Raw genomic sequence first — 20,684 nt, forward strand, 5'->3', positions numbered from 1 at the left:
CGAGGTATGACCGAGGTACTCCTGGCCATGGCGGTCGCCGTGGTGAGCGCGCTGGCGCCGTTCGTCAGCATCGAGGTGTATCTCGTGGGAGCGACCGCCGTGACCCCGGAGGGCGCCTTGGCCGCGATGGCGATCGGGGCGGGGGTGATGCAGCCCATCGGGAAGCTCGCCTACTACTCCATGGGCCGAATCCTCAACGTTCGCTGGCTCAAGCGCAAGAAACCCGGCCGCTGGGCGGGGCGAATGGCGCGGTGGCGGGAACAGGCCGAGGACCGTCCCGTATGGTTCGCCGCCCTCATGGGCGCGAGCGCCTTCGCCAGCGTCCCGCCCTACCTGCTGATGTGTGTCCTGGCGGGAACGGTACGGATGAACGTCGTCGTGTTCCTCGCGGTGAGCGTTCCGGCGCGGATCGCGCGGTTCCTCATCGTGGTCTTCGTCCCCCACGCCGCCTTCACGTGGTTCGGACTCTGATCGGCGGCACGATCCTGGCGCCCGGGGCGTGGCGGCACCGATGGAAGCGCGGGGGCATGGCGCTGGACCGCTGCGAGTGGGCGCCGGTCGTGGGCGCCGGGTGGACGGTCGATTCCGGCCGTCGTGTCGGACGCGAGGTTCGTTCCTCGAACACGCGTGGCCACCTCAGGCGAGCGCCATCTGCCCCCCGACCGGTGTCTGGGTGATCTCCGCGCACTCGGCGCAGCAGTAGATCGGGCTCCCGTCCGCGAGCACCCCCAGGGCTGTGCGTGGCCTCGGCCAGTGCGAATGGCAGACCGCGCACGCGTCTCCCATTGTTTGTGCCGTGGTCAACGCCCAGGTGTCCAAGGCGGTGTCGGTGAGTACTGTGGGATCGACGGAGAATCCCATCGTGCTGAGACCGCTCAACGTCCCTGCTCCCCCCTGAATAGGACAGTCTGCGGATCGTCACCGAGGCTCGGTTGAACCGGAGACATGCTCCTGTCGGAACGATTCAACCGCGTTTCGGTCACTCATTGTTTACATTTAACTCCGTAGAGTAGTCAAATGTTGATCAAGCTTTCCTGAAAGTCCGCTTTGCGTGTCCGGCGGCGCGCGTCCCGACGAGGCGATGCCGTCCAGAGGTGAGCGCGTACCGCCGTGACGGGCCGCCCACGCCTCGGGGAGTCGGCGCCCCTCAAGCGGAACCGCGCCTCTCGGCGGGCCGTCTAGCCGGTTGTCGAGTTGGTGGGGCGCGCCGTCACCGCGAAGCGCCGCACCCGCAGCGCGGGGTTACGCTCACGCACCTCCGCGGTACGTTCCTGGCGCACGTGACCGACCGCGACACCAGTCTCCTCCGCGAGGGACGCGATCGGCGCCCCCATCGGGTCGACGATCATGCTCCGACCCGCGCCGGTCGGGGCATTCTGCGCCGCCGCCGCGACGTACAGGGTGTTCTCGATCGCCCGCGCCCGCAGCAACGTGACCCAGTGGTCCTCCTTGAGCGGCCCGGGCACCCACTGCGCGCCCATCAGCAACACGTCGGCCCCGGCGTCCACGATACGCCGCGTCACCTCGGGGAACCGGAGGTCGTAGCAGGTTTGCAGCCCGAAGACCGTGTCGTCCACGGTGAAGGTCTCCGGCGCGGCGATGTCCCCTGGGCGCACGACGTCGGACTCCCGGGCGCCGAAGGCGTCGTAGAGGTGCAGCTTCTGGTAGGAGGCGACGAGCTCTCCGCGTTCGTCCAGGGCCACCAGGCGGTTGGTGAACAGATCCGGGTCGGAGGTGGACTCGTTCACCCCCGCCACCACCACGAGGCCCAGGCGCCGCGCGATGCCCCGGAGACCGGTCATGAAGGGGCCGTCCAGGGGTTCCGCCGCCGTGACGAAGCGCGTGTCGGTTCGCGGAGCCGTGAACATCGTGTACTCCGGCAGCACCACGACCCGGGCGCCCCGTTCCGCCGCCTGTCGGACCAGCCCCTCCGCCGTCCTCAGGTTGGCGGTCTTGTCCTCCGTGGGCGCGAACTGCGCCACCGCGACCTTCACGACGCGACCTCCCAATTCGTCTCGCTGGCCTCGGTGTGCTCCAACGCGGCGCACACCTCGAGGAGCCGCCCTCGCAGCTCCGACGCGCGCCGGGCGAACTGCCGTTGCGCGGCGACGTACTGCGCCTTACCCTCCGGCGTCTCGATCGCGACGGGTTCGTAGCCGTATGCGCGCAGGTCGTAGGGGGAGGCCCGCATGTCGAGCTCCCGGACGTCGCGCGCCAACGTGAAGCAGTCGAGGACCAGTTCCCCCGACGTGGCCGGTGCGAGCTTGTAGGCCCACTTGTACAGGTCCATCGTGGCGTGCAGGCAACCCGGCTGGTCCATCTCCACCTGGGTGTCCCGCGCGGGCTGCCGTTCGTTCAGCGGCCGCGCCGGGGGCGTGAAGAAGCGGAACGCGTCGAAGTGGGAGCAGCGAATCCGGTGGGACGCCACGACCTCGTCGGTCTCCGCTCTCCCCAGGCGCAGCGGAACCCGCGCGTGGCGTTGCTGTTCGGGTGACTGCCGGTACACCATGGCCCACTCGTGCAACCCGAAACAGCCGAGGAACGCGGGACGGTCTTGGGTGGCGCGCAGCAGTCGGGACACGAAGTCGATGGCACGGCTCCGGTCGGCCCGGAACCCCTCCCGGTCCACGCCCACGCCTGTGCGTTGACCTGAGGCCCGTGCGGCGTCTTCGGGCACCGGCCGCGAGGTGTAGTGGCGCCGGGACAGGAACTCCTGGGCGCCGTCCCCGGTCAGCAGAGCGGAGACCCCCGGATGCCACCGGGACAACCGACTGGGCGAGTAGCTGTAGTAGGTGAACAGGAAGTCCTCCACCGGATGGGGCTCACCCGCGGCGCGGCGGCGCCGGTGCCCGGCGAGCAGCGCCTGGGCACGCGCCGTGTGGCGTTCCTGGCGGGCCGCCCACTCGCCCTGGTCGAGAACCTGGATCACGCTGCACAGGATAGGCGCCGTCGCGCGGGGATCCGAGCGGGGGCGGGCGCCGCCCGCCGCGGGCCGTCCGGACGTGGCGCGGCGAGAAGAGCCCCTGGTACGGGAAATCGAGCACCGACCCCGGGCGACAAACTCGGGGAGTAGTCGACCCGGGACACCGGATATTTCCGAGAGTTACGACTCCGGCGTTCGGAAAGAAACTGTGCCAGGTTTCGGCGGAGGATTTTGGCAGCTCGAGTGGCGTTCGTTTTTCGAACGAACGTTCCTGGTGGGTGTCACTCCCTCGATGAATAGCGGAGAGTGAGCGTGTCACGTGGGGTACGGATCAGAAACATTCCCATTAAGAGCGCGTATCGCTCTCGGTATGCGCCGTTCCGGGTGATCTCCTAACCGGAGAAAGCGGTCATAATGGCGTGGATTCGGACGCAGCGTTCCGACACACCCGACGACGAGGTGGGAGTATGCGGAGACTCAAGAGATCACTTCTTTTGCCCGCCGCGGCGGCGATGGCCCTGGCTATGGCCGCAGCCGGCTGTGCCCAGAGTGACCGGGACGGCGGTGGTGACGCATCGGAACGTAACGAAAGCGATCCGTTTATCTTCGCAGGTGCGAGTAACCCGCGATCGATGGACCCGATTTACGCCAGTGACGGCGAGACCTTCCGAGTTTCCCGGCAGACGACCGAGGCACTCCTCCGGCACGAGCCCGGCGGCACCGAACTCGAAGGTGCCCTCGCCGAGGACTGGGAGCACAACGAAGAAGGTACCGAATGGACCTTCTTCCTGCGTGACGGCGTGACATTCCACGACGGCGACGAGTTCAACGCCGACGCGGTCTGCGCCAACTACGAACGGTGGAACGAAACCACCGGAATGGCGCAGTCCAGCTCGGTTATGTACTACTGGAACGTTCTCTTCGACGGCTTCGCCGAGAACGAGGACGACGACATGCCCGACTCGAACTTCGTCGGCTGTGAGGCCGAGGACGACCTCACCGTCACGATCGAGATCGAGGAGTACTCGGCCCGGTACCCGGGTGCCTTCAGCATGGCCGCCATGGGGCTGCTGAGCCCCAGCACCATCGAGCAGATCCCGGACGACCCGGTCGGCGGCGACAGCGACGACCCGTCCCTGCCCGAGTACGCCCTCGACGACACGATCGCCGGCACCGGTCCGTACGAGCTCGTCGACTGGGATCACGGCTCCGAAGAGGTCAAGCTCGAGCGCTTCGACGACTACTGGGGCGACACCGCGAACATCCGCGAGATGATCATCAAGACCATCGACGACGAGACCGCCCGTCGGCAGGCTCTCGAAGCCGGTGACATCCACGGATACGACCTCGTCGCCCCCGCCGACGTCGACCCGTTGGCGGACGCCGGGTTCAACGTGCCCGAGCGCGACGTCTTCAACGTGATGTACCTCGCCATGGTGGGCGACGAGCGCATCGAGGACGACCACCCCGACCGCCTCGAGGAGGCCGAGGCGCTGGCCGACAAGGACGTGCGTACGGCGATCGCCCACGCGGTGGACCGCCAACGCATCGTGGACACCATCCTGCCCCCCGGCGGCGAGGTCGCGACCCAGTTCATCCCGGACACCCTCTCCGGCTTCTCCTCCGACGTCACGACCTACGACTACGACCCGGACCTCGCCCGCGAGATGCTGGAGGACGCGGGATACGAGGAGGGCGACCTGGAGCTGGAGTTCTGCTGGCCGACGGACACCACCCGTCCCTACATGCCCGCACCGCAGGACATCTTCAACGTGGTCTCCAACGACCTCGAAGAGGTGGGCATCACGGTCAACGAGAACGGCCTGATCTGGGACGACTACATCCCCTACACCGAGGACGGGGCGTGCAGCCTCTACCTCCTGGGGTGGACCGGTGACTACAACGAGACCTACAACTTCCTCGGAACCTGGTTCGCCGGGTACAAGAGCGCGTGGCGGTTCGAGGACGACGACGTGTTCGACACCCTCGACGCCGTGAACGCCGAGCCGGACGACGAGGCGCGCATCGAGCTGTACGAGGAGGCGAACGAGGCGATCATGGACTACCTGCCGGGCCTTCCGCTCTCCTCCTCGCCCCCGTCCATCGCCTTCGCGGAGGACATCGACCCGCCGACGGTGAGCCCGCTCACGCAGGAGGACTTCGCCGAGACCTCCTGGGCGGAGTGACCACAACCAAATAGGCACAGTCTTGGCTGCCCGGCCCCTGTGGGTCGGGCAGCCAACGCCTGACGAGTGAGAGGTGACTTCGCGCGTGTCGCGTTTCATCGTTCGCCGCCTCCTCCAGCTCATCCCCACGCTGTTCGGTCTCTCGGTCGTACTGTTCATCTGGTTCAACCGCCTGCCCGGCGGACCTGAATTCGCCCTCATGCCGGAGAACGCCACTCCGGAACAGCGCGAACAGATGCGAGAGATACTGGGGCTGGACGAACCGGTGGCAGTCCAGTACATGAAGTTCCTCGGCCGCCTGGCGGAGGGAGACCTCGGTGTCTCCATCGCCTCCGGCCGCCCCGTCCTCGAGGAGTTCGCGACTCGGTTCCCCGCGACCGCGGAGCTGGCCATCCTGGCGATCCTCATCGCCGTCACCCTGGGCATCCCCCTCGGCTACATCGCCGCGCGCAACCGAGGTCGCTTCCTCGACTTCGCCGCGATCGGCGGATCCCTGCTGGGGATCTGCACCCCCGTCTTCTTCCTCGCCTACATCTTCAAGGTGATCTTCGCCGAGAACCTCGGCATCTTCCCCTCGGCCTTCCGGCAGTCCGCGGGTCTCAACGCCACGAACATCACGGGCTTCGCGATCCTCGACGGACTCATGACCCGCGAGTGGGACGCGGCGCTGGACGCGTTCATGCATCTGGTGCTCCCCGCGGCGGCCGTGGCGACGATCCCTCTCGCCGTGATCGTGCGCATGACGCGCGGCAGCGTCTTGGAAGTACTCAGTGAGGACTACGTGCGCACCGCGGAGGCCAAGGGGCTGCACCGCCAGACCATCCGTGGCCGCCACGTGCTGCGCAACTCCATGCTCCCGGTCGTCACCGCCATCGGTTACCTCTCCGGCCAACTGCTGGCGGGCGCGGTCCTCACCGAAAGCGTGTTCGCGTTCAACGGGATCGGCTATTTCATCTACCAAGCCACTCAGAGTCGCGACTATCCCGTCGTCATGGGGTTCATCCTGATCATCGCGCTGATCTATGTCCTGATCAACACGCTGGTTGACATCTCCTACAACCTGCTCGACCCGAGAGTGCGGGTGAACTGATGTCCCGCAAGACCGAACGGATCGACCGGCTGGCGGAGCTCACCGCGAAACGCGTCACCCACGGACAGGGGCGCGGGATCTGGCGGGAGACCTTCGACCGGCTACGTCGCAGCCCGATGGCCATCACCGGGGCCGTCATCGTCGGACTCTTCGTGCTGGTCGCCCTCCTGGGCAACCTCATCGCACCCTACGCACCCGGCGCACAGACCTGGGGCAACGAAGTCTTCCCGAACCAGAACATCTTCGTCGGACCCCGCGCGGAGAACTGGTTCGGCCTCGACAACCTGGGCCGGGACCAGTACTCCCGTATGGTGATCGGGGCGCGCCAGTCCCTGCTCGTCGGCGTGGTCGCCACCCTTCTCGGACTCGTGGGTGGAGCCATCATCGGCGGCCTCGCCGGTGCGGCGGCCGGCCTCGGCGGCCGATGGGGGCAGCGCATCGACGCCACCCTCAGCCGGATCATCGACATCCTGCTGTCCATGCCGACCCTGCTCCTGGCGATCACCGTCGCCGCGATCCTCGGCCCAAGCCTCCTCACCGTCATGGTCGCGGTCGGTGTCGCCAACATCCCCCAGTTCGCGCGGCTCCTCCGTGGATCCATGATCGCCCAGTCCAGCCGGGACTACGTACTCTCGGCCCGCGCGCTGGGTGTGAAGACCCCCCGGATCGCCCTGAGCCACATCCTGCCCAACTCCCTCGGCCCCGTGTTGGTGCAGGCCACCCTCGCCCTGGGAATCGCGATCATCGACGCGGCGGCCCTGTCCTACCTCGGACTGGGCAACCCGGACTCGGCCTCGCCCGAGTGGGGAACGATGCTCGCCGACGCCCAACGGTTCCTGTCCGCCGCGCCCCAGCTCGCGGTGTACCCCGCGGTGGCGATCATCACCGCGCTCGGGTTCACCCTGTTGGGCGAGGCGCTGCGGGAGTCCCTCGACCCGAAGTTGCGGAGTTGATGTCTCGATGACCCTGTTGAGCGTGGAGGACCTGGCGATCACGTTCTCCCGGCGCGGGACACCCGACTTCCATGCGGTGAACGGGATCTCCTTCGCCTTGGAACAAGGCAAGATCGTCGGGCTGGTCGGCGAGTCCGGCTGCGGCAAGAGCGTGACATCCCTGGCCCTGATGGGCCTCCTTCCCGACCGCGGGGGTGAAGGTCTCCGGCAGCGCGCACTTCGAGCTGGAGGACGAGTTCGTCCCCACCGGAGGACGGGCCCGACAGGACCTCAGCGGCGTGGTCGACCTACTGGCGCTGGGCCGGGAGCCCATGCGGGAACTCCGGGGCTCCCAACTGGCCATGGTGTTCCAGGACCCCTTGACCTCGCTCAACCCGGTCGTGCCGATCGGGCGGCAGGTCACCGAGATCCTGAAACGCCACCGAGGCATGAAGGGCGAGGCCGCGCGGACGGAGGCGGCGAACCTCCTGGAACGTGTGGGGATCCCCGACCCGACGCGGAGGCTCAAGGAGTACCCGCACCAGATGTCGGGCGGTATCCGGCAGCGTGCGCTGATCGCCATCGCGGTGGCGTGTCGGCCCCGTCTCCTCATCGCCGACGAACCCACCACGGCCCTGGACGTGACGATCCAGGCGCAGATCCTGGAGCTCCTCCGGGATCTGGTGACCGAGGAGGGCACGGCCCTGTTGATGATCACGCACGACCTGGGCGTGGTCGCCGGGCTGTGTGACTCCATCAACGTGCTGTACGCCGGCAAAGTGGTGGAGTCCTCACAGCGTCACGCGCTCTACGCCGCTCCCACCCATCCCTACTCCGCGGGCCTGTTGGGGTCGATCCCGCGGCTCAACGCCCCACGGGGCGAGCCACTGACGCCGATCCGCGGTTCGGTCAACGACAACATCGCCTGGGACGACGGCTGTGCGTTCGCGCCCCGGTGCGACCACTACACCGAGGACTGCCTGGACGGGACCCTCGGTCTCACCGTGTCGACGAGCGACCATTTCTACCGGTGCGCGAACCCGGTGCGCCATCCGCAGCCCGAACACGAAGGGGGGCGACGTTGACCAGCGACGGTTCCGCCAACGAGGACAAGAACACCGGCACCCCCGAGGGCTCGTCCCCTCCGGAGCCGGACGAGGCCACCTCCGACGCCCGGGACAAGGCCCTCGCCACGGAGGAGTCCGGCACTCCGGTCGGTGACATGGGAGAGGCCGATGGGGACTCCGTGGACGAGGAGGTCCTGCTCACGCTGGACGACCTCAAGGTGCACTTCCCGATCCGCAGCGGCATCCTGACCGACCGGGTGGTCGGTCACGTCTACGCCGTGGACGGGGTGTCGCTGTCGGTCCGGCAGGGTCAGACCTACGGGCTGGTGGGGGAGTCCGGCTGCGGCAAGACGACACTGGGGCGGGCGGTGCTGCGCCTCTCGCCGGTGACCGACGGCTCGGTGTGGTTCAAGGGGACCGACCTCGCTGGGCTCTCCAACGAGGAGATGCGGCGCCAGCGCCGACACCTCCAGATGGTGTTCCAGGACCCCCTGGGCAGTCTCAACCCCCGGCAGAACGTCGCGACGATCCTCAACGAGGGGTTGTACGTCCACGACCTCGGGGGTTCCAAGGCGGAGCGTCGGGACCTCATCGTCGACGCGCTGGAGACGGTGGGACTGCCGTCATCGGCGCTGGACCGCTACCCGCACGAGTTCTCGGGTGGACAGCGGCAACGGATCGGCATCGCGCGGGCCCTGGTGCTGGAGCCTGACCTGATCATCTGTGACGAGCCGGTGTCGGCGCTGGACGTCTCCATCCAGGCCCAGGTCCTCAACCTCTTGGAGGACCTCCAGGAGTCCAAGGGTCTGACCTACCTGGTGATCGCGCACGACCTGTCCGTCGTGCGCCACATCAGTGACATGGTGGGCGTGATGTACCTCGGTGGACTGGTGGAGGAGGCGGACTCCGACACCCTCTACTCCGAACCGATGCACCCCTACACCAAGTCCCTCATGTCGGCGGTGCCCGTCCCCGATCCCGAGGTGGAGGACACCCGCGAACGCATCCTCCTCACCGGGGACCTCCCCTCTCCCGCCAACCCTCCAGCCGGCTGCCGGTTCCACACCCGCTGCCCATGGGCCCAACCCGAACGGTGCGCCGACGAGCGTCCCGTTCTGCGCCGCGTGGGTCCGGACCACCGCGTCGCCTGCCACTACGCGGAGGAGATCAAGGCCGGCACCATCCACCCCAAGGCCGGTGACACCGCCACGATCGTCCAGCCCACCGCCTGACCCTGGCCGGTTGGGCCGCGCGAGCCCCCGTGCGGCCCAACCGGAAATCGGAGGGCGTCCCCGGCCCGGAAGCGTCCCTGGGACTCCGAGCCTGGCCCGTCGGTCGTGGGTGCCGGATCGTGGCCGTCCCCCCGCCGCGTCGTGTACCCCGGCCAGGCGTGGACGTCGACCGCCGCGTTCGGGCACGGAACACTCGGCACCACCTGTTCTGGCCGCCTGCCGGACGCGGAGCGCCGCTGGGTGGTTCGTCGCGGAGGGGGAGAACCCAAGCGGCGAGTCGTGCGGCGTGTCCCGGCCGGGCGCGGTCCGGCGAACGGTCCCCGGAGAGTGTCGCCAACCGCCCCTCGTCACAGGTCCACGACGTCGCGTCACGGGGCCGGGTGGTTCGGGGGGAGCATGGATCCGCCGCTGGTGATTCTGAGCCAGTGAAGCCACTTCGTCGCCTCGCGTTCGACCTGGAGGAAACCCTCCTCGCGGGCTTGCTCGGCGTAGGCCGACAGCCGGCCGCGCAGTCGCTCCGGGGCGATGCCGCCGGCGGCGCGGTCGATCCGAACGAGCAGGATCTTGGTCAGCAGGACGCCGACGGGTTGGTCGGCCTCGGCGTAGGCGTCGTGGGCGGTCTCGGCGTGGACACGAGCCTCGGAGACCACACCTTGGCGCCAGGGGGACGCGGCGACCAGGTCCAGGACACCGAACGGCCCGTACCCCTCGAAGGAAGGGGTACCGCCGTCGTCGGATCGCAGGAGCATGGTGAGGATCTCCTGCGCGGCGAAACGGTGGGAGCGAGCGAACCACCACGGGTCGCCGATGGCGGCGAAGCCCTCCGCGGCGGCGACCACCTGTTCGCGACCCTTGACCACATCGGACATGCGGATGAGCAACAGACCGTGGGTGAGGGTGGTCCAGTGCAGGCCCCACTGGTCGCCGATGCGCCGCAAGATGCTCATGGCCTCCTCGAGCATCGCGATCTGGGACCGTGGCGAGAAACCCGTCAACACCTGGCGGCGGCGAAGACGTCCCCTTGAGGCGGTCTCCATCGCGTGCCCCAACTGTTCCCTGGCGCGACGCGTCATGCTCTCCTCCCACTGGGTGGTGCCGGCGAAGACGTCGGCGCACTGGGAGTTCAGCAGTCGGCTGTCCAGGGACCCCAGCGCGCGCAGACAGCGGGCGTGGTACCAGGACTGGCGGCGGGTGTCCGTGCGGCCACGGATCTCCTGCAGCAGAACCCACGCCTGTAGCGCCTGCCCCCGGTTGGCCAGAACCTCCGCGAGCCGGAGTTGGGCGAGGTCGTGCTGTTGGTTGTCCCGCGCCTGGTCGAACTGGGCGATGGCCCGACGGAGGAGCTCCTCCGCCTCGTCGTACTTGCTGAGATGGTCCTGGAGGTCGCCGAGGTTGGCCTGTGTGCGGGCGAGCCAACGCGACTCATCGTGTTCGGTGAAGACCCGCACCGCTTCCTCGAGCTGGACGAGGGCGCGCGCGGTCTCACCCTTTCGGTGCAGGCTGACCCCGAGCGCGCGGTCGGCTCGGGCCCGCCAGCGTGGGTCCAGGTCCGCGTCGACGCACAGCGCGTGGGCGTCCCGCGCATACCGGGCGCCCTCGTCGTACTGGCCCTGGTTCGCGCGGATCTCGGAGTGGTCGAGGAGCGCCATCGCCATCCGCTGCTGGTCGCCGAGGAGTTCCGCGGCGCGGCGCTGGGACTGGACGGCGCGCTCCCACTCGTCCCAGTGCATCCGCAGGACCTGGCACATCTGGGAGACCGCGCGGGAAGTGCGCCACTGGAGCTCGACGTGTCCCTGGGTTTCCGCGGTGGTGAGACACCGCAACAGTGTCTGGCGGTCCCGGGCCAGCCACTGCTGCGGGTGCGCCGAAGGCTCCACCGCCAGGATCTCGACTTCGGTGAGGTCCTCACGGACGGGTTGCGGAAAGTGGTCGTCGGTGCCGTTGAGCGCGTCGGCGGCGGACTCGGCGAGAAAGCAGTAGACCACCAGTACCCGACGGGTGGCGACGAGCGTGCGTTCCGGCGACCATGCGGAGCGCTCCGCCGGCGACAGGTCGAAGGAGGTGGAGTCCAGTTCGCGGAGGGACACGGCGATGAGCTCGGGAAGTCGGTAGCGGCGTACCCCGTCCGAGGCCGGCCCGAGGGGGTCGAGCAGGAACCGGGTCGCGAGTTCGTCCAGGAGCGTCTGCGCCTCGGAGGTGCCGACGCCCAGGAGGGCCGCGGCCGTGACCGCGCTGGCCTCCTCGAAACCACTGGCCGCCATCCGCCGGAGCAGGAGTCGTTGGCGTGCGGTGCACTCATGGAAGGCGATGCGGAACGACGACAGGAACCCGTTGGTCGCGTCGTGGATGATGGGCGTCTCGGCGGCGTTCTCGAGTTGTCGCAGCAGGACCACGCTGGGATCCGGGGCGTCGGTAGCGGACCTGTCGGCGTTCGGCTGCTGCAGGATGGTGCCACAGAAGCCGAGCGCCAGCGGTAGGCCGTGGCAGAGCTCGACGATGCGCCAACGCCTGCGGTGCTCTCGCAGCCGGTCGTCCATCACTCCCGTGTGGCCGGCGATCCTGTCCAGCAGTTCCAGTCCCTCGTACGGCGAGAACCCCTCTAGCGCGACCTCCTCGTAGTGCAGGCGCGCGTCACTGAACGCGACCGGACTGGTGACGATGACGGCGCTCAACGGGCTGGAGGGTAGCAAGGCACGAACCTTCTCCGACGAGGTCGCGTTGTCCAGCACGAGCAGGATGCGTTTCCCGCTGGTGAGGTTCCACCAGGTCTGGGCGAGTTGGCTTGGTTGGGTGCGCGGGGTGTCACTGAACCACTCGATCAGTTCGCTGAGCAGACTCTCTCGGGTGCGGGGCGCTCTGGAGCCCCTCCGTCCGCCGTCGGGAACCTCCAGGGTCGCGGTGTTCGTGTCCCGCTGGCCCCGAATCATGCGCAGTAGTGCGGCCACCCGTCCCTCGGACGCGGAGTCGTCGCGTTCGTCGGCCGCGTTCTCCAGTTCCGAGGCCTCATGGGTGGAGGCGTCACCGTGCATCTCCACCCAGCGCACCCCGTCGGGAAACCGGTCCCCGAACTCCTGCGCCATGTGGTTGGCCAACTGACTCTTACCGATGCCGGGCCCACCGGTGATCACGATGACGGCGGGGGCGTCGCCGGGTACGGAGCGGCCGCGCAGCCTGGCCAACACGCCCCGCCACCCCGGTCGGGGGAACCGGCGCAGGACACGCCCGATCGCGGCACGCTGTGAGTGGTAGCCCACCATGTGGGCCGGGGGCGGAGGAAGCGCGGCCTTGGCGCCACCGCGGTCGCTCGGCGACGACGATCCCTGGGGTTCGAACCACAGCCCGAAGAACACACCCGCCAGGGCGCTGCCCACCGAAGCGGTGACCGCCGGCACCCACACCACTGACTCGGGCAGGTGATCGAGGAGTGGAGTCGAGGTCTCCAGATAGGTGGGAACGGCCATGAGAACGATGGACATGCCCAGGCCGACCACGAGCCAGGACGTGCGAACGCGGCGCGTCGGACCTGACTCGGCGGAGCCGGGAGTGTGTTCTGCGACCAGGTTGATCACCTCGGCGGATGGGGGGAGACGCGTGGGGATCGCGTCGGCACTGCGCACCACCGTCGCCGACCGTGGGCGCGGTGGCCCAGGCGGAGCCTACGGCTGCATCAGGACCCCCTCCCAAGCGGGGATTTGGTGACAACCCTATCGACAAGGGTGACATGTGGCGTGTCCTGAGTCACTCGCTTCGCGACCGGAGAACGTCATGGGTGAGTCAATGACACATCTCACACCCATCAACTGGTCGGACGGAGAAGAGGCAGGAGGAGCGGGCCCCACAACCCCGTCGGTGCGGAGGATTCAGCCGACCCGGTTAGTCACCAATCACCAGCGAATCGGTAACGCTCGGGTAAAAGCCCTGGTAGCGAGCTGTATTTGTATCGCCTATGGTTCGTCACCAGGTCGGATCGTTCAGTCTTATCCCGTTTCTGTGGGATAGCGGTCGACCCCCGCCGCACTCTGCTCAGTCGTCAAACACACCGTCCACCCACGAGCAGAGGCCGCGAACCGCCGACACAGTCCTCCCGCCCCCGTGCGGACCCCGCCATCCGGCGACCTGTGTCCGGTTCACTCCAGCGCTCGCCCTCTACGGGGCTCCCTCGCTCCCTTCACGAGCTCGGGGCGCTGGTGCGGATCCGCTCCCTCCGGGGGCGCCCACCGCGGTAGGCGGACTGTGGGGAGAGAGGCAATCGCTCTCGTGGAACGAAACGGAGCTCGACCGGCGCGCGCCCGACGCATGGGCACGATGGCCGCGGTCGCCGCTGGTGCGTTCGCCCTGAGCACCGGCATCGCCCAGGCGGACCCCGATGACGCGCGCGCTCAGCAGGAGGAGCTCGAGGAAGAGCTCGCCACCCTGACCGAGGACTACAACCTGGCCCTTGAGGACCACGAAGCGGCCGAGTCTCGTCTCGAGACCATCGAGGGCGAACTCTCGGACGTCGAGGACATCCTGGACAGCAAGTCCGACCAGGTGCGCAACATCGCGACGGCCGCCTACGCCGGCGCGAACTATGAGGGGATGCACCTCTTCTTCGACGGTGACCCCGACGAGGCCCTCTCCGGGTCGGCGGACCTGTCCTACCTCTCGGAGAACAACAACAACACCCTCGCCGACTACCTCGCGGAGCGGCAGCGCCTCGACACCCTGCGCGACGAGGCGGTCGAGACCGAGGAAGAGGCCGCAGCCGCGCTGGCCGAGGCTGAGGACCGGATGACCGAAGGCGAGGAAGCCGTCGCCGAACTGGAGGACGTGCTCGCCGAGGAGGAAACCGACTCCGCGTCGTCGTCCTCGTCGTCTTCCGCCTCATCGGAGTCCTCCGAGTCCAGCGGCGGTTCCAGCGCCAGTTCCGGTGGCGGCTCCGACTCCAGCTCGGACCCGGCTCCCTCGTCGAACGCCCAGGGGGCCGCGGCCGCGATCGAGTTCGCCCGCGCCCAGATCGGCAAGCCCTACGTGTGGGGCGGCACCGGCCCGGACGGGTTCGACTGCTCGGGCCTCACGCTCCGTGCCTGGGAACAGGGCGGCGTGACGCTGCCCCGCGTCTCCCAGGACCAGTGGAACTTCGGCACCCGCGTGGACCGCTCGGACATCCAGCCCGGGGACCTGCTGTTCTTCTACGACAGCAGCGCGCCGACCCACGTCGGCCTCTACTCGGGCGACGGCAAGATGATCCACGGCTCGAACCCGGCGAAGCCCATCGAGGAAGTCAACCTCGCCGACTACTGGGACGGCGTCTACGTCGGAGCGATTCGCCCGAACTAGCCAACCCAACCCGAGGGCGATGCCCCCAGCCTTATCCCGCCTCTGGCTGGGGGCAGAGCACTCACCCACCAGGCGCCCACCAGCGGCGCCCCGGCCCCCAGCGTGCACACGCTGGGGGCCGTTTCGCGTACGGCCCCCACACCGCTACCCCCACACCGCTGCCCCCCATCAAGTCTTCTCCACCCCCACAAGGTTTCCTCCCCATCCAACCGATGGGGGTGCGCATCGATCCGCGGTAGCGAGGAAATCCCCACCCAGCCGTGGATTGGGGGCACGCGGTATTGTGCGGGGGTGCATGATCCCCCCGTTCTTGCCGTTGTTGGTGACTTGTTGGAAGACGTCGTGGTCTGGTCTCCCGGGCCGCTGCGTCTCGCGACGGACAACCCTTCGGTCATTCACCGTTGCCGTGGCGGCAGCGCGGCCAACGTCGCGGAGTTCGCCGCGGGGCTGGTCTCCACCCGATTCATCGGTCGGGTGGGGGATGACCCACTCGGAGCCTCGTTGTGCGGACAGTTGACGGCGGCGGGGGTGGACGTCCGAGTCCAGCGGGTGGGGCGCACCGGGTGCATCGTCGTGGTGGTCGACGTCGACGGGGAACGGACGATGTTTCCGGACCGGGGGGCCTCCGCCGAGTTGCGGGACGTCCCTGAGGAATGGATCAACGGCATCTCCGGCCTGCACCTCACCGCCTACACCATCGCCACCGCGGACAGCGAGAAGACGGCGGTCGCCCTGCTGTCGAGCGCCCGAGCCCGCGGTGCCGTCACCTCCGTCGACGCCTCCTCCACCACCACCCTGCGCGAGTACGGCGTGGACCGATTCCGGGAGCTGGTGCGGGACCTCCGGCCGTCGATCCTCTTCGCCAACGCGGACGAGGCGCGGCTGCTCGACCTGCACGCCTCCGACGCCACCCCCGAGACCACCGTGGTGATCAAGGATGGGGCACGGCCCACCACGGTGATCGACGCGCGCGGGACGACGCGGACACCGGTACCGCCGATACCCGAGATCCGGGACACCACAGGGGCCGGCGACGCCTTCGCGGCCGGTTACCTCGCCGCCGTCCTGGGCGGAGCACCCTCCGAGGAAGCCGTCGCGGGAGCACACCGCCTCGCCGCCCAAGTGTTGGCCACACCGGGGGCCCAGACAGCAGCACCAACGACACGGGAGGTCATGTGACAGCGACGCCGATCCGGCTCTCCGAAGAAGTGGGCGCCGCGGTGGCGGACGGGGCCGCGGTGGTGGCCCTGGAGTCCACCATCTTCTCCACGCTCGGACTGCCGGCGCCCGCCAACGGTGAGGCCCTCGCCCGTTGCGAGGCGGCGATCCGGGCCCGAGGAGCGGTGCCCGCCGTCACCGCCGTCCTCGACGGTCAGTGGCGGGTCGGCCTGGAGCCGGGTGAGGAGAAGCGGATCCTGGCCGGTACCGCCAAGGTCGCCGAGCGCGACCTGTCCGTGGCGGCGGCCCAGCGGTGGGACGTGGGCGTCACGACCGTCTCGGCGAGCGTCGCGCTCGCCCACCACGCCGGGATCTCGGTCTTCGCCACCGGCGGGATCGGGGGAGTGCACCGTGGCGTGGAGCTCAGCGGCGACATCTCGGCCGACCTCGACGCCCTGGCCAAGCATCCTGTCGTCACGGTCAGTGCGGGGGCGAAGGCCTTCCTCGACCTACCGCGCACCCTGGAGTACCTGGAGACCGTGGGAGTGCCCGTGCTGGGCTGGAGGCACGACGACTTCCCCGCCTTCTACACCCGATCCTCCGGTCTTCGGGTGCAGCACCGGGTGGAGGCGGCCGAGGAGGTCGCCGCCACACTGGAACACCGTGTCCGCCCGGACACCGGCGTACTCCTCACCGTGCCGATCCCCTCGGAAGAGGAGCTGGACGGGGACGAGATCGACCGGAAGATCGCCGAGGCGTTGCGCGCGAGCGAGGAGGCCGGAATCAGCGGTCCGGCCGTCACCCCGTTCGTACTGAGCCGCCTCGAGGCGCGGACCGACGGGGCCAGTATCCCCGCCAACCTCGCGCTCGCGGAGAACAACGCGAACGTCGCCGCGGAGATCGCGACCGCCTTCGCGTGATGGCGTGGCCGTGTTCCCGTAGCTCTGTCCCGGGAACACGGCCACATACCAGCAACACAGTTCTCAGTCGTCGCCCGCGGCGACGCCCACTGTCTCGTCCTGCCGCTGGTGGCGCTGCTTCTCCTTCTCCTCCCGCGCGGCGGCCCTGCTCGCCTTGATCGCGGGCCACATCGCGATCGCGACGATCAGGGCCAAACTGATCCACAGCGCGTAGTTGTCGATGGCGAGCGCCACGTCGACGGCGCTCTGCCCCAGCGAGTAGCCCAACCAGGCCAACCCACCCGTGACCATCGTGGCGCCGAGAGTGTTGAAGAACAGGAACGAGACCAGACTCATCCGGGTCCAGCCGGCGATCGCGAAGACCAGGGCGATCGGGATCCCCGGCAGGTAGGACAGCATCACCGCGATCCGTATCCACCACGGATTGAGGTGCTGGGCGCGGGCGGCGAGATTCTTGGCCCGCGGGGTGGGAGCGAGCATGTCGACGATCTTGTGGCCCCACTGGCGACCCGTCCACCAGAACAGGAAATCGAACTTCACGGTCCCGACGACGCCCGCGACGACCACCACCCACAGCGGAATCTCACCGATGCGCGCGAACCCGGCGGCGACCCCGGTCGCCGCGTGGCTTCCCGTCATGAGCTGCAACAGCACCGGGTTGGAGCCGATGACGAACGGGCGGAGCGGCAGCATGACGATGAAGAAGACGAACAACCCGGCGATACTCCACAACAGCGCCTTGTCGAGCCGAGTGGGCGTTCCCTCCCAGGGCAGGAGCTGCTTCCAGTCGAAGTCCTCGGGGACGCCGGGACCTCCGGCACCACCGGAGGACGCCTCGGGAACGTCCCCAGTCGGGTTCTCCGACGAGTCCTCCTCGTCCCGCGACACCAACTCGTCCTCGCGGTCGCTGGCCTGCTGCGGTGGCGTGGCGGGGTTGTCGCCTTGGGTAGTGGAGTCCGTCATGCGTTCAAGTGTTCCAGCCGTGGAGAAAAGGGACAGAGGCGGATATCACCTGACGTGTGTGCGGCCTCGCACGCCGTCGTGATGACAGATGTCATGACCCCACACCGTGGTGTGGGGTCATGCGGCCGGGAACACCGGTCCGGTGGGGGACCCGCGTCAGCCGCGCGGAGCCGACCAGGACGGAGTGGGGGAGCGGCGCGGCCCGCGGGACTGCCCGCCGGGCAGCACGCCGCGAGCCCCTGTCCCGTCAGAGGATCTCGACTCCCGCGAGCTGGGCGCGGTAGTTGCTCACCTCTTCGCGGGTGAGGTTGTTCTCGCGGTGGAGTTGCACCTCGCCGAGGGAGACACCGGTGGCCTCCAGGAACACCTCGGCGTGGATAACGCCGTCGACGTCGTAGGCCATCACCACCTGCAGCCGGGTGCCTCGACGCAGTCCGCGCGGGAGTGGGATGTTGTCCCCCTTGAGCACGGTCACGTAGTCGAGCTCGGTGTCGTCCCCCTCGGTGACGTCGAGGTTCACCACACGTTGGCCGTCCTCGACCGTGGTGTAGACACGCTCCCGCTGGCAGGGCACCGGCGCGTTGCGCGGGATGATGATGGTGTTCACCCGGTTACCGGACTCGTCCAGCGCCGGGGTGCCCAGTGCGTGGGAGGTGACGTCGCGGACGGTGAGCGCCGCCATCTCGGTGGCGTTGCTCTCGCCCAGGGCCAGACTCTCGGCGTACATCGCCGCCCCGAGGGCCACCGCGTCGTCGGGGTTGATCCCACCGTCGGGCTTGCGCCCGGACAGCCGCTCGATCATGTCGCTGATCATCGGCATGCGGGTGGATCCGCCGATGAGCAGAACTCGGTCGACCTGTTCCCAGCTCGCCTCGGCGTCGTCGAGGACCCCCTCCAAGGTGATCTCGGTGCGGGTCAGCAGACCGTTGGTGATCTCCTCGAAGGTGGCGCGGCTCAACGGCACCTGGTAGTTCTTGCCCTCCAGGGTCATGCGCACGCTGGTGGTGGTCGCACGGGACAGGCGTCGCTTGGCCGCCTCACACTGGCGCCGCAGCTCCGCCTCGACGCCACCGGAGTCGAACAGCATTGGCGGTCCGCCCTGCTCGAGTACCTTCGCGGCGACGTGGGTCATGATCTTGTTGTCGAAGTCGAAGCCGCCCAGGTTGCGGTCCCCGCCGGTGGCAAGGACGGTGATGTCGCTGTTCTCGACCTTCATCAACGTGGCGTCGAAGGTGCCGCCACCGAGGTCGTAGACGAGGAACATCCCGTTCTTGCGGAAGTCCAGCCCGTAGGCGATACCCGCGGCGGTGGGCTCGTTGATGAGCCGCATGGGGTTGAGACCGGCGATCTCGGCGGCGTCCCGTGTCGCCATCCGGCGGCCGTCGTCGAAGTACGCCGGGACGGTGATCACCGCGTCCCGCACGTCCTCACCCAGGATGGCGGCCGCGTCGTCGGCGAGGCGACGCAGGAGCAGGGCGGAGATCTGCTCCGGGCCGTACTCCTTGCCGTTCTCGTCGATGTATTCCGGGCCCGACTCCCCCATCTTGCGCTTCACGAACTCGACGTAGTCCTCCGGCATGGAGGTGGAGAGATTCCGTGCCTCTTTGCCGACGAGCGGTTGGCCGCCCTCGAAGGCGACGACTGATGGGGTGAGTCGGTCTCCGTCGCGGTTGGGCAGGATCTCGGCGACGCCGTCAAGGGAGGTGGCGACGGCAGAGTACGTCGTTCCGAGGTCGATGCCGATGGTCCTGGTCACGGGTTTCTCCACATGCTTTGAGTCTCCAGGGGGAATGTCGTCACCCGGTCGGGCTCGGCGGCTAGTAGCCGCTGCGGCTGGCTGGCTGCGGCCAGGCGCGCTGGCGCGAGGAAGCCGTCACTTCACGTCGGGGCATCCACCGGGTGGGGCCTTCCAGCAGGGGAACGTTGCCGCGCGGGGTGGCGGACGCGTTCTGTCGTTCGTTGACACTCCACTGCGGGCGGGCACCGGCGTTGAACTCGGTGAGGACGTGGGTGGTCCCAGCGCCCAACCCGCTGCACAGAATGATGAGCCCCATGACCAGTGACGCCTGGGCGACGATGAAGGACAGCAGGATCGCCGGCACCAGCCAGCCCGCCATGATCGCGGTGTAGGCACCCATGGTCCGTGCGGTGCGGGTGGGTTTCTCACAGGCGAGCAGGTAGCGCTCGATCTTCTCGATCTGGGCGATGAGCTTGTTGTTGGCGCTCAGTTCCTGGGCACGGTTCAGCAGGTCACGCATGCGGCGGATCTCGTGTTCCGACGTGACCACGTATCGGCTTCCGCGCTGTACCCGCGGCGTCTCCTCCGCTCGCGCCACGAGGACCCCTGCGAGGCGGTTGCGGTCCTCGGGGCTGTCGGTGTCCTTCGCCAGGCGTTCGAAGACGAGGGTGGCGTCGTGGAACCGGCCGGCGTCCAAGTGCAGTTCGGCGATGCCGCGGTTGGCCTGGTTACGGACGGCGGCTTCGTTGGACTTCACGGCCCGTTGGAAGATCGACTGGGCGGCGTTCGGTTGGCCGATCTCGCGGTAGAGCTCCCCGATCTCGATCAGGAGCCCACCGTCGGAACCGGCGACGTCGATCGCCTGCCGGATCTCGTAGTCCGCGTCCTGCTGCCGCCCCAGACCGACACTCGCACGGGCCTGAAGTGTCCACACCTCCGCGGTGGGGCCGAGGACGCTGTGCGCGTGCCGCGCCGCCTCGCTGGCCTTCATGAACTGACCGGCGCTGAGGTGGTCTCGCGCTTGTCGCAGCAGGTCGGCGGCATTACTGCTGTCGTTCGTCGCTGGTGAGGGGCGGGGCGCGGGGCGACGAGCGGTTTCCGCGGGCCGGCGTCGAGTCCGGGAACTGGGGCGGGGGGCGTCCCGCGTCGGCGGAGT

At 68.6% G+C, this 20,684-nt stretch carries 15 protein-coding genes and 1 pseudogene; 9 read left to right on the plus strand and 7 right to left on the minus strand.

Annotation, left to right across the window (positions count from 1 at the left end; genetic code table 11):
• Nucleotides 1-6: 6 nt before the first annotated feature.
• Entirely contained in the window at nt 7-471 is a 465-nt protein-coding gene (locus tag J4H86_RS23530; protein ID WP_236540427.1) for a hypothetical protein, read from the plus strand.
• 165 nt (nt 472-636) lie between these two features.
• Here the strand turns inward: J4H86_RS23530 and J4H86_RS23535 are convergent, their stop codons facing one another.
• The 3 genes from J4H86_RS23535 to J4H86_RS23545 all read right to left on the minus strand — a co-directional run bounded on the left by J4H86_RS23535 (nt 637) and on the right by J4H86_RS23545 (nt 2,926).
• Nucleotides 637-879 (minus strand): hypothetical protein, encoded by a 243-nt coding sequence (locus J4H86_RS23535; protein WP_394356410.1) that lies wholly within the window; start codon nt 877-879, stop codon nt 637-639.
• 299 nt (nt 880-1,178) lie between these two features.
• The gene (locus J4H86_RS23540) at nt 1,179-1,994 is read right to left on the minus strand and encodes a carbon-nitrogen hydrolase family protein (protein WP_236540429.1); all 816 of its coding nucleotides are present in this window, start codon (nt 1,992-1,994) and stop codon (nt 1,179-1,181) included.
• Nucleotides 1,991-2,926, minus strand: coding sequence for a 3-methyladenine DNA glycosylase (locus J4H86_RS23545; protein WP_394356532.1), 936 nt, complete (start codon nt 2,924-2,926; stop codon nt 1,991-1,993). The genes J4H86_RS23540 and J4H86_RS23545 overlap by 4 nt, the downstream gene beginning before the upstream one ends.
• A 464-nt stretch (nt 2,927-3,390) precedes the next feature.
• Between J4H86_RS23545 and J4H86_RS23550 the strand changes: the two genes are divergently transcribed.
• The 5 genes and pseudogenes from J4H86_RS23550 (at nt 3,391) to J4H86_RS23575 (ending at nt 9,430) form a co-directional block, all read left to right on the plus strand.
• On the plus strand, nt 3,391-5,109 hold the full coding sequence (locus J4H86_RS23550) for an ABC transporter substrate-binding protein (RefSeq protein WP_236540433.1): 1,719 nt from the start codon (nt 3,391-3,393) through the stop codon (nt 5,107-5,109).
• Between the two features lie 85 nt (nt 5,110-5,194).
• Complete coding sequence (locus tag J4H86_RS23555) at nt 5,195-6,199, plus strand: ABC transporter permease (protein WP_236540435.1); 1,005 nt, start codon at nt 5,195-5,197, stop codon at nt 6,197-6,199.
• The gene (locus tag J4H86_RS23560) at nt 6,199-7,152 is read left to right on the plus strand and encodes an ABC transporter permease (RefSeq protein WP_236540437.1); all 954 of its coding nucleotides are present in this window, start codon (nt 6,199-6,201) and stop codon (nt 7,150-7,152) included. The genes J4H86_RS23555 and J4H86_RS23560 overlap by 1 nt, the downstream gene beginning before the upstream one ends.
• Before the next feature lie 7 nt (nt 7,153-7,159).
• Nucleotides 7,160-8,216 (plus strand): annotated as a pseudogene (locus tag J4H86_RS23565) (ABC transporter ATP-binding protein).
• A gap of 137 nt (nt 8,217-8,353) precedes the next feature.
• Nucleotides 8,354-9,430 carry an ABC transporter ATP-binding protein gene (locus J4H86_RS23575; RefSeq protein ID WP_236544149.1) on the plus strand — a complete coding sequence of 359 codons (1,077 nt, stop codon included), beginning with the start codon at nt 8,354-8,356 and terminating at the stop codon, nt 9,428-9,430.
• A 368-nt stretch (nt 9,431-9,798) separates the two neighbouring features.
• Here the strand turns inward: J4H86_RS23575 and J4H86_RS23580 are convergent, their stop codons facing one another.
• Complete coding sequence (locus J4H86_RS23580; protein ID WP_236540439.1) at nt 9,799-13,050, minus strand: tetratricopeptide repeat protein; 3,252 nt, start codon at nt 13,048-13,050, stop codon at nt 9,799-9,801.
• Nucleotides 13,051-13,687: 637 nt separating this feature from the next.
• On the opposite strand from J4H86_RS23580, the gene J4H86_RS23585 reads away from it, so the two are divergent.
• The 3 genes from J4H86_RS23585 (at nt 13,688) to J4H86_RS23595 (ending at nt 16,827) form a co-directional block, all read left to right on the plus strand.
• Nucleotides 13,688-14,749, plus strand: coding sequence for a C40 family peptidase (locus J4H86_RS23585; RefSeq protein ID WP_236540441.1), 1,062 nt, complete (start codon nt 13,688-13,690; stop codon nt 14,747-14,749).
• A 291-nt stretch (nt 14,750-15,040) separates the two neighbouring features.
• Nucleotides 15,041-15,928, plus strand: coding sequence for a carbohydrate kinase family protein (locus J4H86_RS23590; RefSeq protein WP_269134497.1), 888 nt, complete (start codon nt 15,041-15,043; stop codon nt 15,926-15,928).
• Nucleotides 15,925-16,827 carry a pseudouridine-5'-phosphate glycosidase gene (locus J4H86_RS23595; protein ID WP_236540443.1) on the plus strand — a complete coding sequence of 301 codons (903 nt, stop codon included), beginning with the start codon at nt 15,925-15,927 and terminating at the stop codon, nt 16,825-16,827. Before J4H86_RS23590 ends, J4H86_RS23595 begins: the two co-directional genes overlap by 4 nt.
• A gap of 63 nt (nt 16,828-16,890) precedes the next feature.
• On the opposite strand, the gene J4H86_RS23600 is transcribed toward J4H86_RS23595, so the two are convergent.
• The 3 genes from J4H86_RS23600 to J4H86_RS23610 all read right to left on the minus strand — a co-directional run bounded on the left by J4H86_RS23600 (nt 16,891) and on the right by J4H86_RS23610 (nt 20,519).
• The gene (locus tag J4H86_RS23600; protein WP_236540445.1) at nt 16,891-17,790 is read right to left on the minus strand and encodes a DedA family protein; all 900 of its coding nucleotides are present in this window, start codon (nt 17,788-17,790) and stop codon (nt 16,891-16,893) included.
• A gap of 247 nt (nt 17,791-18,037) precedes the next feature.
• Nucleotides 18,038-19,546, minus strand: coding sequence for an Hsp70 family protein (locus J4H86_RS23605; protein ID WP_236540447.1), 1,509 nt, complete (start codon nt 19,544-19,546; stop codon nt 18,038-18,040).
• Nucleotides 19,547-19,607: 61 nt separating this feature from the next.
• Entirely contained in the window at nt 19,608-20,519 is a 912-nt protein-coding gene (locus J4H86_RS23610; protein WP_236540448.1) for a tetratricopeptide repeat protein, read from the minus strand.
• Nucleotides 20,520-20,684: the final 165 nt, after the last annotated feature.

Origin of the sequence: Spiractinospora alimapuensis (assembly GCF_018437505.1) — a bacterium.
In the GTDB taxonomy this organism is placed as follows: Bacteria; Actinomycetota; Actinomycetes; order Streptosporangiales; family Streptosporangiaceae; genus Spiractinospora; species Spiractinospora alimapuensis.